We start from the raw sequence: 14,891 nt of genomic DNA, 5'->3' as shown, positions 1-14,891 counted from the left end.
TCGAGAGAACCGCACGTCGAACTGACCGATGGAGTGTCGAAACGGGGCCAACCACGGATCGAACGGACACACTCACACGGAAGGAAACCATGGCAGATAAAAGCAAACACAGTATTCAGGAACAGCTGTTCCACGCGGATACGGATCGAGAACCGGGCGACAACAACTGGCAAGGGTTCGGATTCGACATCAATCCACCCGTCTTCCTCATCGCGGGCGGGTTGATCGTTCTCTTCGTCGTCCTCTCGCTCGCGTTTCCGGACCAAGCCGGAACGGTCTTCCAGGACACTCGAGTCGCAGTCTCAGACTACTTCGACTGGCTGTTCATCCTGGCCGCGAACATCTTTATCATCTTCATGGTCTATCTCGCCATCAGCAAGTACGGAATGATCCGGATCGGCGGCGTCGACGGCGAGAAGGAGTTCAGCGACATCTCCTGGATCGCGATGCTGTTCAGCGCGGGCATGGGTATCGGACTCATGTTCTTCGGAGTCGCCGAACCGGTCTACCACCTCTTCGATCCACACCTCGGTGCCGAGGCGGGAACCGAAGGTGCCGGCGAAGTGGCGATGGCCGTGTCGCTGTTCCACTGGGGCTTTCACCCGTGGGCCATCTACGCACTGGTCGCACTCGGGCTCGCGTTCTTCTCGTACAATCGCGGGCTCCCGCTGACGTTCCGTTCGGTCTTCTACCCCGTACTCGGTGACCGAATCTACGGCTGGCCGGGACACATCATCGACATCTTCACCATCTTCGCGACGCTGTTCGGACTGGTCACCTCGCTCGGACTCGGCGCGTTACAGATCAACGCCGGCCTGACGTTCGTCGGCGACGAGGTCGGCGCGTTCCCCGCCGTCCCGGACGCCACGTGGGTCGCCGTCGCGATCATCGGGATCGTCACGGGTCTCGCGGTTATCTCGGTCTACCTCGGTCTGGACAAGGGGATCAGACGGCTCAGTAACCTGAACCTCACGCTGATGATGATCCTCCTGGCATCGGTGTTCGTCCTCGGACCGACGCTTTTCATCCTCGGCGCGCTCCCACAGGGCATCGGCGCGTACATCGGCAACTTCTTCGAACTGTCGTTCTTCGGCAACTCGTTCGACAACCACTACTTCCAGGGCTCGGAGTTCTACGGCCCCGGTGGTGAGGGTGAAGGCGGATTCCTGGTCGACTGGACCGTCTTCTACTGGGCGTGGTGGATCTCCTGGTCGCCGTTCGTCGGGATGTTCATCGCACGCATCTCGAAAGGCCGAACCATCCGTGAGTTCGTCGGCGGCGTCCTCCTGATCCCCGTCATCTTCTCGTTTGCCTGGTTCGCCGCGATGGGCGGCACCGCGCTCAACTTCGAACTGGCCGACGGCACCGAAGGTGCGATCAGCGGCCCCATGTTCGACGTCGGTGAAGAACTCGCGATGTTCGCGATGTTCGATCTAATGCCCGGCACGATCGTTCTGTCCGCGCTCGCGATCGTTCTCGTCACGACCTTCTTCGTGACCTCCTCGGACTCGGGATCGCTCGTCCTCGAGCACCTCAGTACTGGCGGCAAACACGAGACGCCGGCCACCGGCCGCGTCTTCTGGGCAGCCTCCGAAGGGCTCGTCGCATCCGCGCTGTTGGTCGCTGGCGGCGACGCCGCGGTCGAGGCGCTCCAGGCCGCTGCCATCGCCAGCGGCCTTCCGTTCGCTATAATTCTGCTGTTCATGATTTACGCCGTGCTGAAGGGACTACAGACGGAGTACGCGATCCTCGAGTCCGACGAGTTCGCGGAAGTGATCGACGAACTCGAGGACGACAACGACGTCGTCGTGACGACACAGCGTGGTGATCTCGTGACCGAAGTCCGGACGAGCGACGACAGGGTTGTCGACGTCGACGTCAGCGACTGATACGGATTGCTGTACCGATTTACCGGCGCAACCGCCGCACGGGTCGCGGTTGCGCCGGAAATGACTTACAGTAAACCGTATGATACCGTACCGGTGCGTCCGCGATCCGTCCTGCGGTCGCACCGAAAATGACGGACACCGATCCGTACGAGACCTCGACCGTAACTGGTTTTCGACGACCGAGAGCACTGTGGCCGACGGTTCCTCGAGCGGGTTGTCCACGTATTACGGCGACCGAACGACGGTAACGGGTTTCGAGCACATTCGGACGACTTTCTCGGCGTTGGAGCCGAGGTATTTTTCGATGGTGCCGCGCCCTCGTTCGGCGACGACTACGTTGTCGATGTCGTTTTCGTGGGCGTATTCGACGATTTCCTGTGAGATCTTCCCGGTTTTGACCACACCGACGCCGTCCAGCCCTCGCTGTTCGGCCCGTTCGACGACGTCGGTGACCACCTCTTCGCCGAACTCTCGATACTCCTCCATCTCGTCGTCGCTTACGCCGACCGTGAGGATGTACGCCGCTTCCGTCTCGACGACGTAAATCGCGTGTACTGTCGCACCGAACACCTCCGCGAGATCGAGTCCGTGTTCGACCGCTACTGACACCTTGTCACTCCCGTCCGTCGCGATCAGGATATTGTCTAGCATGACCGTGAGCCCACAAAAATATTCGAACGACTCGATCATATAGTTTGGGTAGCAACGACCGTCACTCCACGTTGATTTCCCGGAAATAGATCGCAAACGCGACGAACGTAAGCAGCGTTCCAGCGACGAAATAATTCCCCGCGGAGAGGGCCATGATACTCCCGACGACAAATACCACTGCGAGTACCGTGGCACCGGTCGCGACGAGATTGGACATGTAGGGGAAACGAGACGACGAGTCTTATACGTATCGTCAGTTCGCAGTATCGTTCCACTCCGATAGAAGCCCGACCGCACCGAGCGTCGCTGCGACGACCCCGAGCACCACGTCGAGTGTGTCGCTACCGACTGCGCCGGTAACGAAAAGAGCGACGCCACCGACGAGCAAGAAGAGCCGAACGAACGTCCGCAGGTTCCACTCCATCCGGTCAGCTCCCTCCGTCCAGCCGAGCCGACCTCACCATGGCCACTGCTCCCACGGGTCGTCGACGGCCTCGCCGTCTACCCGCTGGAGGTTCGTTTCGTCTCTGTCGTAGCCCAGCCACGCCGCCAGCAGCATCGACACGAATACGAGATAGATCGGGAACAAAAGCGCCACGAGAACGACAGTGACTGGCTCGAGAAGCGATAAGGCGCCGACCCAGTGGAGATAGCCGATCAGCGAAAGTCCGCCGATTGCCGCCGATCGGAACCCGTTCTCGAACAGTTGTTCCGCGATCGGCCCAGGTGAGACGCCCGAACGAGACATAGCCGGGGTACGAATCGGACGAGAATAAACGATCCGATAGTCGCTGGTCAGTACGACTGGCGCGACGACGACGAGTCACACACGGATCAGACGGCGGTCGACGAGAAGTAAACACAGCAAACCGTCTCAATTCTCGACGACGACCGTGGCTGCATCGTCGACCATCCGCATGACGTTTTCCGCGGTACTCCCGAGGTGTCTGTCGACCGCACCGTGGCCTTGCTTTCCCACGACGACAACGTCGATATCGTTGTCGTTCGCGTACTCGACGATCTTTTCTGACGGCCGTCCCGTCTTGATCACGCCGTCCCCCTCGAGCCCACGGTCGGCGACCTGTTCAACGATTTCGGTTACGGTCTCGCGGCCGTACTCCCTGTATCGCTCGAGTTCGTCGTCCGAGAGGCCGACGGTCAGGATGTAGGTTGCCTTCGTTTCGACCACGTACAGCGCGTGTACCTTGGCGTCCGTACGGTCGGCAATCTCGAGTGCGTAGTCGACACACCCCTCGGTCGCGTCGCTCCCGTCCGTCGCGATCAGAACGTTGTCGTACATGTGTCTTCGTCCTCTGCTCGTCGTGAGTATCGACGGGCCAACATATAACCCTTACTTTCGTTACCACATGACACACCAGAGCCCGAAACCGGCACACGGCAACGAGCCCGACATCAACTATATAGTTCGGCCTGTAACGTTCACAGGTGGCCGCCGACACACCAGATCCATCGGAGCCGGCGCTCGAGCGGCTGTTTTACCACAGCGAGCGGATCCGATTCGTCCACTGGCAGGAGTTCTCCGGATCGAAAACGGCGGTCGTACTGACCGGGTTCGTCGCCGTCCTCACGTTCGTGACCGGGCTCTCGAATCTCAGTCAGCCGGACGTGACTTACGACGGGCCACTGGCGGCCCTGATTCCTGGAGAGCCAGGGGTCGTACAGTTTACCGGCGTCTTGCTCGCGTTCGTCCTCGGTGCGCTCGTGATCGGCCTGCAACGACGCAAGCGATTGACGTGGTATCTCACGCTGCTTGTACTCCCGCTGGTGACGGTTTTGCCGCTGACGACGCTCCGGCCGACGGACGTCCCCCTCTTGCTCTCGATTCTCGTCGCACTCCCGCTGTTGCTCGTCAACCGCGACGCATTCGACCAGCGGATCCAGCTTTCGTCACTCCAGATCGCGTCGCTGTCCTCGATCGTTGGCGTCGTCCTGTACGGTACTGTCGGCTCCTACGCTCTGCAGGATCAGTTCGCCGGACTCGAGACCTGGGGCGACTCGGTGTACTACGTCGTCGTTACGATCGCAACCGTCGGTTACGGCGACATTACGCCGCTGACGACCGAAGCGAAGTGGTTCTCGCTCTCGGTTATCCTCTTCGGGACGGGTGCGTTCACGGTCGCGATCGGATCACTGATCGTTCCGGCGATCGAGAAACGGATGGCTACTGCGTTCGGAAACATGACACCATCAGAACTCTCCCTCCTCGAGGACCACGTCCTGGTCCTCGGGCACAGCGACATCACGGAATCGTTACTCGACGAACTCGAGACGGAGGCCGACGTCGTAGTCGTCACACGGGACGTCGACGACGCTGCCGAACTGAACGAACGAGAGGTAAACGTCCTCACCGACGATCCAACCCACGAAGAGACGTTGCACGACGCCAGGATCGACGACGCGTCGGGCGTCGTCGTCGCGACGCGGGACGACGCCAACGACGTCCTGGCCGTCCTCGCCGCACGGACGGCGAATCCGGAGATCCGTATCGTCGCCGCGGCGAACGACCGCCAGCACGTCGGCAAACTCGAGCAAGTCGGCGCCGACGAGGTTATCAGTCCGATGGCGATCGGTGGCAGACTTCTCGGGCGGTCGATTCTCGCGAACGAATCCGCCGAGTCGCTGTTCGACGACGTGGACGATACGTGAGACGGAGTGCTGTAGCAACGTACCGGCGCGGCGCGATTGCAAACCGCTCTTCGGTCGGGTTGTCGCTGACTTTCAACAGTCCGTCCGAGTCACCGCCACGGTCACTACGGATCGAACTACGTTCTATCGAGATACGGACAGGACGTGTTCCGCGACGATCGAACACGAAGTCGACTCCTGACCACCCCGAACCGGAATACCGCTATCGGTGGTGGGGAATTGATTTAGGACCCGCTGTTGACCTGCCGACATGGACATCGAGGGCGTCAGCACGGCCGAACGGATGCTCCGGAAGCTGCTGGCTCCGCTCTGTGTCCTCTCGGGAATCGTCGTCGTCTCGGGGTTTTTCTTCCCCGAACTCGTCGGCGAGACGATATCCGGCCGGGCCTGGCTCACTATCTCGCTCGTGTTCTTCGCCTCCGCCCTGAGCTACCTCGCAGTGTTGCCGACCGCAAGCGACGAGCGCGAGCGAGCGTTCGATTCGGACTACCTGCTTCGTGTCCGCCGACTCGAGGTCGGCGACGTTCTCGAGGGGTTTCTCGCCCGGCAGGATCCGATTACGTTCGGCGTTCCGGTCGTCGCGTTCGGACTCTTTTTCGTCGGGCAGTTGCTGGTTCCGTCGGCGACGATCACGATCGTTAGTGCTGCACAGGCCGCCGTCACGACGTACGCAGGCTGGCTGTTTTCCGGGATCGTGCTGCTCGCAGTGGTGTTCTGTCTGGCGCTGCTGGCCGGGCCGTGGGGGTCGGTGAAACTCGGTGGGTCGGACACCGAACCGGCGTACACATATCCGGTCTACTTCACGATGTTCTTCACGGCCGGTATCGCCGCCGGAATCGTCTTCTGGGGGCCGGCGGAAGCGTTGTTTCACTACGAAACGCCGCCGTCGTACTTCGCGGTCGAGCCCTCCTCCGAGGAGGCAGCGAAAGCGGCGTTGACCTACGCGCTGTTTCACTGGGGATTCTGGGCCTGGAGCGTCTACATCGCCGTCGGTGTTCCGATCGCTTACTACGTCTACCAGCAGGGCGCACCGCTTCGAGTGTCGACGATACTGACGCCGTTTCTCGGCGTCGACAACCTCGATTCGCTCTGGTGCCGACTCGTCGATCTGCTCGCCGTCTTCGCGACGATCGGCGGCATCGCGACGTCGATCGCACTCGTCGGCGACCAGTTTCTCACGGGGATCGACTTCCAGTGGGGCGTCGGGTTCGACGTCGTGGGATCGGTCCTGTTCGTCGCCGGATTGACGTTCGTCTTCGTCGTTTCGGCACAGAGCGGCGTCCACCGGGGGATCAGACGGATCGCCGGCGTCAACGTCGTGTTGTTCGGCCTGTTCGCTGCGCTGTTTTTCGCCGTCGCGCCACGAACCGTCGTGGTGGAAAGCAGTGTGCAGGCGGTCGAAAGCTACGCGAGACACGCCGTTCCGATGAGTCTTCACCTCGGGAACGGACTGGTCGCCGACGCCTGGGTCGCCGACTGGACGATCTGGAACTGGGCGTGGTGGTTCTCCTGGGCACCGTTCGCTGGCCTCTTTCTGGCGGCGCTTTCCCGGGGACGACGCATTCGAACGGTCGTCCTGACGGGATTCGTCGCAACGTCGCTGGCGACGATCGTCTGGTTTCTCCTGCTCGGCGCTACCTCCCTTCACCTCCAGCAGACGAGTACCGTCGACGCGCTCGCGGCGATCGAAGCCCACGGTCGGTCCGAAGCCGTCGCGGGCTTTCCGGTCTTCGAGGCGTTCGCGATCGGCCAGTTGCTCGTGTTCGTCTTCCTGGCGCTGATCGTCGTCTTCATGGCGACCTCCGCCGATACGTCGACGCTCGTCGTAGCAGTACTTGCGACCAGACACGAGTTCGCCCCGACCACCGGTGCGATCCTCTTCTGGGGCATCTTCCAGGGTATCGTCGCCATCTCGGTACTCGTCACCGACAGCGCCGAACTCCTGCAGGCGATGGCCGTGTTAACCGGCGCTCCCTTCGCACTCCTCGCCCTAATCGCGCTCGTCGGTCTCGTCGGAACGCTCCGCGATCGCGAACGCGGACACCGTTCGGTCGTCGGCGCCATCCGCTCGAGACTGCCCGAAAAGAGAGAGAACGACGAGCGGTAATCGAACGACTCAGTCGTCGGCCGCCGCCTCCGAATCGGCCGGCTCGAGGCCGACCTCGATCTCTGCGGCTGCGGCCTTGTACTCGGGGATCTTCGCTCGCTCGTCGAGGACGTCGTTCGTCAGCCTGTTTGCGGAGGCAGCCGCGAAGTGTGGGGTCGTCCAGACGACGCCTTCCTTGATGTCCTCGGTGACCTGTGCCTCGACGGTGATCTCGCCGCGCCGAGACTTGAGGACGACGTCCTGGCCGTCCTCGATACCGTACTGTTCGGCGTCGTTCGGGTGGACGTCGACGAAGTTCTCCGGCGTCTGCCGGTTCAGCGTCGGCGAGCGACGGCTCATCGTCCCCGTGTTGTAGTGTTCCTCGAGGCGCGCGGTCGTCAGGATCAGCGGATACTCGTCGTCCGGCGTCTCCTTCGGCGGCTGGTGGGTGACGCCCTCGATGTGGCCCTTGCCGCTCTCGGTGTCGAACTCGTGTTCGTAGAGGAACGGGTCGCCCTCGTCGCCGGGCTGGTAGCAGGGCCAGTGCAGTCCCTCCTCGCCGAGGTTGTCGTAGGTCATGCCGTGGTAGATCGGACAGACCTCGCGGAGTTCCTCGAACACTTCCTCGGGCTCGTCGAAGTCGAACTTTCCGCCGGACTCCGTCCGGCTCTCCGAGGAGCGTGGCTCCTCGCCGCCAAACAGTCGGGAGCCAACTTCGGAGAGGATCTCGAGGTCGTGTTTCGTGTTCTCGTGAACCTTATCCACGCCGCGCATCCGCTGGACGCGCCGGTCGGTGTTGGTGACGGTACCGTCGCGTTCGGCCCAGGTCGTCGCCGGCAGGACGACGTCGGCGTACTTCGCCGTCTCCGTCATGAAGATGTCCTGAACTACCATGAACTCGAGTTCCTGGATGCGCTCGGCGACGCTGTTGGCGTCCGGTTCGGACATGACGGGGTTCTCGCCCATGACGTAGAGGCCGTGGACCGACTCGCCGAACTGGTGGGAGACCTCGACGTTCGTCAGGCCCGGTTCGTCGGGCACCTCGAAGCCCCAGACATCTTCGACGCGGGTGCGGGCCTCGTCGTCGTCCACGAGTTGATAGCCCGGGAGGACGTTCGGCATCGCGCCGACGTCACAGGTCCCCTGGACGTTGTTCTGCCCCCGGAGCGGGTTGACGCCAGTTCCCGGTCGGCCGAGATTCCCCGTGATCAACGCGAGGTTGATCTCGTTTTGGACGTTGTCGACGCCACAGGCGTGCTGACTCATCCCCATCCCGGTGAAGATGGCGGCGTTGTCCGCTTTCGCGTACTTCTCTGCGGCCAGTTCGATCGCCTCCAGGTCGAGCCCGCACTCCTCGGCGGCGGCCTCCTTGTCGAAGTCCTCGAGGGTCTCTTTCAGATCCTCGAACCCCTCGGTGCGGGCCTCGACGAACTCCTCGTCGATCCAGCCGTCCTCCGGGTGTTCCTCGTGGTGGTCGAGGATCGTCTTGAGGACGATGTTCAGCAGCGGGATGTCGGTACCAGGATTCAACTGGAGGTGCTGGTGACGATCCGTCTCGTCGATCTGGAAGGAACGTGTCGTCTTGTTCGCGTGTGGGTCGACCTGGATCACCGTCGCACCCTCGAGGACGGCCTGGCGGAAGTACTGGCTGTTCGCGATCGGATGCTGTTCGCCAGGGTTCGCACCCTGGATCCAGAACAGGTCACACTCCTCTTCGAGGTCGGCCATGCTGTTGGTCATCGCGCCCGCGCCCAGGCCCGTCCGCAGCGCCCAGACCGTCGAGGCGTGACACATCCGCGTACAGTTGTCGACGTTGTTGGTACCGTACCGCCGAGCGATCTTCTGGAGGAGGTAGTTCTCCTCGTTCATCGTCTTCGAGGAGCCGAAAAAGCCCATCGCGTCCGGGCGATATTCCTCGCGGATGCGCTCGAGTTCCTCGACGACCATGTCGTAGGCCTCCTCCCAGCTGGCTTCGCGGAACTCGCCGTCTTCTTTGATCAGCGGGTCGGTGAGCCGGTCCTCGTGGTCGACGACCTCCGTCGCCGCGCCGCCCTTGATGCAGATCCGCCCCTCGTTTACCGGCGCGTCGCCCCACGGCATGAACTGGACGTCACCCGGCTCCTCCCCCTGCTTGACCTGGATGCCACAGCCGACGCCACAGTACGGACAGATCGTCTTCGTCGGTCCGGAATCGGGGTCGTCAGTCGACATCGGGATCACCTGTGTGAGTGCTGGTCATGGTATACCGTATCGTCTCGGCCGACGGCAATCAAAGTTTCTCCGGTGCCGTCGCCGCCCTGCAGCCTCGAGGCTCCGAGAGGGAAACGTTCACACAGCCGGCTTCCGTATCCCACGGGCAGGATGGAACTCACCGCCGACACCGTCGACGCGCTCGCCTACGAGTACGCCGACGACAATCCGTTCGCGACCGTCGAGGCCGAACATCTCGAGATCATGCCCGCGACGCTCGCGCGCGGGGACTACGGCTGGCGCGACCTCGAGTGGGTCGTCCAGTGGTACTACCGGCGACGCCTCGACTACGACAACGCCGCTCGCCGTCGCAGGGAGGCGGCCTTCGGCGACAACGAGTACGAGGACGTCCACGACGCGATCGACGACGCGGTCGCGGCCGACGAGACCGGGGCGAAACTCGAGGCGCTGACGGCGCTGTCCGGCGTCGATGTCTCTGTCGCGACGGCGTTCCTGCAGTTTCTCGACCCCGACCGCTATCTGGTGCTGAGCGACCGGGAGTGGGCGGCGCTGCAGGCGTGTGGCGAACTCGAGGAGCCCTACCCGGAAGAGCCGTCTCCGGCGGCGTACGAGCGATACCTCGAGACGTGTCGGGACGTCGTCGGCCGATGTGATTGCAACCTGCAGACGCTGTACCGAGCGCTGTGGCAGGTCGAAACGAGCGAATAGAAGACCGCTCGCTCAGAAGAGCCCCGAAATACTCCCGTCGGAGTGCAGTTCCATGTTTTCGGCCGCCGGCTCCGCGGGGAGCCCCGGTAACGTGAGCACGTCGGCGGTCAACACCACGAGGAAACCCGCCCCTGCCGACGGGTAAATCTCGTTTACCTCGAGCGTCCAGTCCTCGGGGACGCCCTTCTCGCTCGAATCGTCGCTCAGCGAGTGAAACGTCTTCGAGATACAGATCGGGACGTCGTCGAAGCCCAGTTCCGTGAGCCGTTCGATGTCGTCCTCGGCGTCGCCGTGGAACTCGACGCCGTCGGCGCCGTAGATCTCGGTCGCGACGGTCTCGATCTTCTCCCCGATCGGTGCCTCGAGGTCGTACAGCGGCTCGAACTCCGACTCGGCGTCGGCGGCCTCGACGAGGTGTTCGGCGAGTTCGATCCCGCCCTCGCCGCCGTCGGCGAAGACGGTCGACTCCGCGGCCGGCACGCCGAGTTCTTCTTCACAGTGTTCGACGACTGCCTCGATCTCGTCGTCGGTGTCCTGCGGGAAGCGGTTGACCGCGACGACGACCGGGACGCCGAACTTCTCGAGGTTCCGGACGTGTTTCTCCAGGTTCTCGAGGCCGTCGTAGACGGCGTCGACGTCTTCTTCCTCGAGTGCGTCGACGTCCGGCGGCCACATGTCCTGGCCGTGGTACTTCAGCGCGCGGACGGAGGCGACGAGCGCGACGGCGTCGGGTTCGACGTCGCCGAAGCGGGAGACGATGTTCATGAACTTCTCGGCGCCCAGGTCCGAACCGAAGCCGGCCTCGGTGACGAGGTACTCCGAGAGGTGGGCCGCGACCTCGTCGGCGATCAGCGAGTTGGTTCCGTGAGCGATGTTGGCGAACGGGCCGCCGTGGACGAACGCCGGCGTCCCTTCGATCGTCTGGACGACGTTGGGTTTCAGGGCGTCTTTCAGGAGGATTGCGGCGGCGTCGGTCGCGCCGAGATCGTCGACCGTGACCGGGTCGCCGTCCTCGTCGTAGGCGACGATGATCCGCGCGATGCGTTCTTTGAGGTCCTCTATCCCGTCGGCGAGACAGAGGACGGCCATCAGCTCCGAGGCAGCGGTCAGGATGAACCCGTCCTCGCGGGGGATGCCGGTCACGTCGCCACCCAGTCCGACGACCGTCTCGCGGAGGACGCGATCGTTCATGTCGATCGCACGCGGCCAGTTGACCCAGTTGACCGCGACGTCGCGGTCGTTCCCCTGCTTGATGTGGTTGTCCAGCATCGTCGCAATGAGGTTGTGCGCCGACGTCAGCGCGTGCAGGTCGCCCGTGAAGTGGAGGTTGATGTCCTCCATTGGGAGCACCTGGGAGTAGCCGCCGCCCGCCGCCCCGCCCTTGACGCCGAAGACGGGCCCGAGCGACGGTTCGCGAATCGCGACGAGTGCGTCCTCTCCGAGCTGGTTCATCGCCTGCCCGAGCCCGACCGTCGTCACTGTCTTCCCCTCGCCCAGCGGCGTCGGCGTCATCCCGGTGACGAGGATCGTTTTGCCCTTCGGGTCGCCCTCCTCCCGGAGCCGTTCGATCGCCTCGAGTTCGACTTTCGCCTTCTCCTCGCCGAGCAACTGTAGGTCGTCCGCATCGAGGCCGTACGGTTCGACGACGTCGGTGATGTGGTTCGTGGTTACTGACTGTGCGATCTCGTAGTCCGACGGTATCGATTCGTCCTCGTCTGTACTCATATCGGTACCTTTTCTCGATCGCTTCATAAGTGTTGACGCACCCATAGCGTTCCGGATACGACGAGGTTGGAATCTGCCCGCCGTCGACCGCGTCCAGCAACTCGCTCGAGACCAAAATACATCATGCATCAGATAGTTTGTGGAGTGGGTCGCCGGCTGATCCATCCGGTCCGTCGAACACTGGCTCCGTGGACCTTGCTCGTCGCTCGAGTGGGTCCACGACGGATCAGCCGACCGATCGCGCCGTCGTTGCCACACTCGAGTCCCACGATTCCCTCCCTCGTCACGTAACTTGCGTGTCAGATATACGTCCATTTAATAGCGTGTGGGATGGTCACTAGCAACGAAGATGACACTGTACGGACAGCGACTGTGGACAGCGGACGGACGACCACGCCCAACGGGTGGTGAGCAACGATGAGCAGCGACTTTCCCTCGAGTGCGGGGACGGTAATCATCGGTGCCGGAATCGTCGGCAACAGCCTCGCGTACCACCTCGCGAAACAGGGTCGAGACGACATTCTCCTGATGGACAAGGGACCGCTCCCGGATCCAGGCGGGTCGACGGGACACGCGTCGAACTTCCTGATGCCGGTCGAGCACTCGAAGGAGATGACTCACCTCACTCGCCGCTCGATCGAGCAGTACGAGGACATGGACACGTTCACGAACAGCGGCGGAATCGAGGTCGCCCGGACCAACGAACGGATGGCGGAACTGAAACGGCGCGTCCAGTCGGCCAAGGCGTGGGGCGAACCCGGCGAGTTGCTCACCGTCGAAGAGGTCGAGGAGATGGTGCCCTACGTCAACACCGACATCATCGAGGGCGGGTTCTACAGCCCGGGTGCCGGCACCTGCGACCCGCTGCGGGCCGGCGAAGTGATGCGGGCGCGAGCCGATCACGAAACCGACGGCGGACTCACCGTCTCGCCGAACACGGAGGTACTCGACATGCACGTCGAGGACGGCGCGATCGAAGCCGTCGAGACCGATCGCGGGACGGTCGAGGCCGGCGAGGTCGTCATCGCCGCGGGGCTGTGGAGCCCCAAGATCGCGCAGATGGCAGGCGCGGAGATTCCGCTGACGCCCGCCGTCCACCAGATGGTCAGCGTCGGGCCGATCTCCTTCTTCGAGGACTACGAAGGCGAAATCTCGTTCCCCGTCGTCCGGGACATGGACACCCAGATGTACGAGCGCCAGCACGGGAACGACCTGGAGGTCGGCTCCTACCAGCACCGGCCGATCCTCTGGGACGTCGACGACGTCCCGTCGATCGACGAAGCACCGCTGTCGCCGACCCAGCCGCCGCTGACCGACGACGCGTTCGAGCAATCGATGGAAGACGCACTCGAGATCGTTCCCGAGTTGCTCGACGATCCGCAGGCTGGTGTCCGCCACGAGATCGACGGCTTGCTGTCGGTGACGCCGGACGGCGCGCCCTTGCTCGGCCCGCTACAGGACGTCGAAGGGCTGTGGTCGTGTGCTGCCGTCTGGATCAAGGAGGCGCCTGCAATCGGCGAGGCCGTCGCCCAGTGGATGACGCGTGGCTGGTCGGACATCGACCTCCACGGCTCCGACGTCAACCGGTTCTACGAGTACGGTACCTCACGGGAGTTCGTCGAGAACCGCGCTCACGAGGGGTTCCAGAAAATCTACGGCATCGTCCACCCCACGGAGCAGTGGCAGAGTTCACGGCCGCTCCGTCAGAGCCCGTTCTACGACCGACAGGAGGAACTCGGCGCACGGTTCTTCGAGGCCGCAGGCTGGGAACGGCCCCAGTGGTACACCTCGAACGAGGACCTCGTCCGGACGTACAACGAGGAACTCGAGGGGCTGCTCCGGGGCAACGAGTGGGACTCGCGGTGGTGGTCGCCGACCATCCTCGGCGAGCACCTCCACATGCGCGACCACGTCGCCATGGTCGGCGACATGGGCTTCGGGAAGTTCGACTTCGTCGGTTCGGACGTCGTCGAGTACATGGAGAAGATGGCCGTCGGCCGGACGGACGTCGACGTCGGCAAGACCGTCTACACGCCGATCCTCGCGGAGAACGGCGGCTTCGTCTCCGACCTGACGATCGCCCGTCTCGGGGACGAACAGTACCGCGTCATCACGGGCGGTGCTGCAGCGGGCTCCGACCGCGCCTGGTTCAAGAGCCACCTCCCAGAGGACGGCGACGTCCATATGATCGACCGCTCGGAGTCGCTGTGTACGCTCGGCGTCTGGGGGCCCGACGCCCGCGAGGTCGTCCAGTCCGTCACCGAGGAGGATATGTCTCACGAGGCGTTCCCGCCGTACACCGCCCAGGAGATCACCGTCGGCGAGGTCGACGCCTGGGCGATGCGGCTCTCCTACGTCGGCGAACTCGGCTGGGAGATCTACGCCCCCGCGGGCCAGGGCGGTCGCCTCTGGGACACCATCGCCGAGGCCGGCGAGGAGTACGACATCCGGCCCGTCGGAATGGGCGTCTACGGGACGACCGGCCGCATGGAGAAGGGCTACCGGCTCTACGGCCACGAACTCGAACTCGAGTACAACCCCGCAGAGGCCGGGCTGACCTTCCACGGCGTCAAGGACGCCGACTTCATCGGGAAGGAAGCGTACGAGGAGGCGATCGACGAGGAGAACGCGGCGACGCTCTGTACGCTCTCGGTCGACGACCACACCTCCGAGTCGGGCGAGCGTCGGTTCATGCTGGGTAACGAACCAGTCCTCGACGAGGACGGCGAGGTGATCGTCGACGAAGAAGGCCGCGAATCCTACGTCACGAGCGCGGGCACCGGCCCGAGCGTCGGCAAACACCTGCTGATGGCGTATCTCCCGCCCGAGCACGCCGAGGAAGGACAGCAACTCCAGGTCGAGTACATGGGCGACCGGTACCCGGTGACCGTCGAGGTCGTCGGCAGCCGGCCTCTGTTCGACCCCGAGAACGAACGCATCCGTAGCTAACACCG

Annotated in this window: 12 protein-coding genes; 5 read left to right on the top strand and 7 right to left on the bottom strand. The window is 63.4% G+C overall.

Annotation, left to right across the window (positions count from 1 at the left end; all coding sequences use genetic code 11):
* Nucleotides 1-89: 89 nt before the first annotated feature.
* On the top strand, nucleotides 90-1,889 hold the full coding sequence (locus BLR35_RS05710; protein ID WP_090378643.1) for a BCCT family transporter: 1,800 nt from the start codon (nucleotides 90-92) through the stop codon (nucleotides 1,887-1,889).
* 225 nt (nucleotides 1,890-2,114) lie between these two features.
* Here BLR35_RS05710 and BLR35_RS05705 read toward each other — a convergent pair whose 3' ends face one another.
* The 5 genes from BLR35_RS05705 to BLR35_RS05695 all read right to left on the bottom strand — a co-directional run bounded on the left by BLR35_RS05705 (nucleotide 2,115) and on the right by BLR35_RS05695 (nucleotide 3,840).
* Entirely contained in the window at nucleotides 2,115-2,540 is a 426-nt protein-coding gene (locus BLR35_RS05705) for a universal stress protein (RefSeq protein ID WP_090379714.1), read from the bottom strand.
* Nucleotides 2,541-2,601: 61 nt separating this feature from the next.
* Nucleotides 2,602-2,757: a hypothetical protein gene (locus tag BLR35_RS20580; RefSeq protein ID WP_170830973.1), complete on the bottom strand. Its 156-nt coding sequence runs from the start codon at nucleotides 2,755-2,757 to the stop codon at nucleotides 2,602-2,604.
* 36 nt (nucleotides 2,758-2,793) lie between these two features.
* Nucleotides 2,794-2,964 carry a hypothetical protein gene (locus tag BLR35_RS20575; protein ID WP_170830972.1) on the bottom strand — a complete coding sequence of 57 codons (171 nt, stop codon included), beginning with the start codon at nucleotides 2,962-2,964 and terminating at the stop codon, nucleotides 2,794-2,796.
* A 33-nt stretch (nucleotides 2,965-2,997) separates the two neighbouring features.
* Nucleotides 2,998-3,288, bottom strand: coding sequence for a hypothetical protein (locus BLR35_RS05700; RefSeq protein ID WP_090378640.1), 291 nt, complete (start codon nucleotides 3,286-3,288; stop codon nucleotides 2,998-3,000).
* Nucleotides 3,289-3,414: 126 nt separating this feature from the next.
* A complete protein-coding gene (locus BLR35_RS05695; protein ID WP_090378637.1) occupies nucleotides 3,415-3,840 on the bottom strand; it encodes a universal stress protein in 426 nt (141 codons plus the stop codon).
* A gap of 146 nt (nucleotides 3,841-3,986) precedes the next feature.
* Here BLR35_RS05695 and BLR35_RS05690 point away from each other — a divergent pair, with 146 nt between their 5' ends.
* Complete coding sequence (locus BLR35_RS05690; RefSeq protein WP_090378634.1) at nucleotides 3,987-5,207, top strand: NAD-binding protein; 1,221 nt, start codon at nucleotides 3,987-3,989, stop codon at nucleotides 5,205-5,207.
* A gap of 250 nt (nucleotides 5,208-5,457) precedes the next feature.
* Complete coding sequence (locus tag BLR35_RS05685) at nucleotides 5,458-7,314, top strand: BCCT family transporter (protein WP_090378632.1); 1,857 nt, start codon at nucleotides 5,458-5,460, stop codon at nucleotides 7,312-7,314.
* 9 nt (nucleotides 7,315-7,323) lie between these two features.
* On the opposite strand, the gene fdhF is transcribed toward BLR35_RS05685, so the two are convergent.
* A complete protein-coding gene (gene fdhF, locus BLR35_RS05680; RefSeq protein WP_090378630.1) occupies nucleotides 7,324-9,504 on the bottom strand; it encodes a formate dehydrogenase subunit alpha in 2,181 nt (726 codons plus the stop codon).
* A 150-nt stretch (nucleotides 9,505-9,654) separates the two neighbouring features.
* Between fdhF and BLR35_RS05675 the strand changes: the two genes are divergently transcribed.
* Nucleotides 9,655-10,212: a hypothetical protein gene (locus BLR35_RS05675; RefSeq protein WP_090378627.1), complete on the top strand. Its 558-nt coding sequence runs from the start codon at nucleotides 9,655-9,657 to the stop codon at nucleotides 10,210-10,212.
* A 12-nt stretch (nucleotides 10,213-10,224) separates the two neighbouring features.
* Here the strand turns inward: BLR35_RS05675 and BLR35_RS05670 are convergent, their stop codons facing one another.
* Nucleotides 10,225-11,937, bottom strand: coding sequence for a formate--tetrahydrofolate ligase (locus BLR35_RS05670; protein WP_090378624.1), 1,713 nt, complete (start codon nucleotides 11,935-11,937; stop codon nucleotides 10,225-10,227).
* Between the two features lie 417 nt (nucleotides 11,938-12,354).
* On the opposite strand from BLR35_RS05670, the gene BLR35_RS05665 reads away from it, so the two are divergent.
* The gene (locus BLR35_RS05665; RefSeq protein WP_090378622.1) at nucleotides 12,355-14,886 is read left to right on the top strand and encodes a GcvT family protein; all 2,532 of its coding nucleotides are present in this window, start codon (nucleotides 12,355-12,357) and stop codon (nucleotides 14,884-14,886) included.
* Nucleotides 14,887-14,891 lie beyond the last annotated feature (5 nt).

This window comes from Natronobacterium texcoconense (assembly GCF_900104065.1).
In the GTDB taxonomy this organism is placed as follows: Archaea; Halobacteriota; Halobacteria; order Halobacteriales; family Natrialbaceae; genus Natronobacterium; species Natronobacterium texcoconense.
The sequence above is the reverse complement of the archived record's forward strand: the minus strand, read 5'-3'. Positions and strand labels throughout refer to the sequence as shown.